Origin of the sequence: Bacillus cereus group sp. Bc031, from assembly GCF_027716265.1 — a bacterium.
In the GTDB taxonomy this organism is placed as follows: Bacteria; Bacillota; Bacilli; order Bacillales; family Bacillaceae_G; genus Bacillus_A; species Bacillus_A paranthracis.
This window is the reverse complement of sequence record NZ_JAQFUL010000219.1, coordinates 1-687: the sequence shown is the minus strand read 5'-3', so window position 1 is coordinate 687 and position 687 is coordinate 1. Positions and strand designations below refer to the sequence as shown.

The following is a 687-nucleotide window of genomic DNA, read 5'->3' as shown; positions in this document are numbered from 1 at the left end:
TTCTCATTAACATAAGAGAATAGTAACGTGCTTTTAAGTTTAAGAATAGTCTAAATCCTTAAGTTGATGGATGTGTGTGGCGGTACCCCTATAATCACTACTTATCTCAATTTCATACATTTCGGCTAATACCTTCATACATTTATTTCTTACCCTATTTATTTCAAGTACAATATTATTAATATCAAATTTTAAATCCCTAAAATATATTATATTGGTATCCCAAGTATAATAACGAAATGGTCTATAAATATATTCGTTATAATTTTCTTCTGTTCCTATACCTGCATCTGTGTAAATTTCATCATCTTGAATTCTTTTTTCCCATTGTAATAATCGCTCATCAAAATGTTCAATATGATTCCTGACTTGTCTATCCTTCAATAAAGAATCATCATTAATATCCAATAAATTCCTAATTAATTCTCTATCTTCACCATATTTTCGTCCCCATAAATACTTAGAAATGTTAGCAGTACAACTCAACATTGATTGAGCATAACACCAAAATTTAGCTCCACTTACAATACTGTCACTAGCAATTTCATCCATCTTCTCATATGAGTAAAGTGCAAACTCACATTGTTGATGAATTTGTAATAAATGGGGTAGCACCACACATCCATCAACTTAACGTATATTTTTATATAAAATGCGGTCTTTCCACGTAGTTTTTTATTATCTTTT

The 687-nt window shown here is 29.4% G+C and carries 1 protein-coding gene; it reads right to left on the bottom strand.

What is annotated here, in order from left to right:
• Nucleotides 1–39: 39 nt before the first annotated feature.
• On the bottom strand, nt 40–552 hold the full coding sequence (locus PDQ33_RS28975; RefSeq protein WP_270787891.1) for a hypothetical protein: 513 nt from the start codon (nt 550–552) through the stop codon (nt 40–42).
• Nucleotides 553–687: the final 135 nt, after the last annotated feature.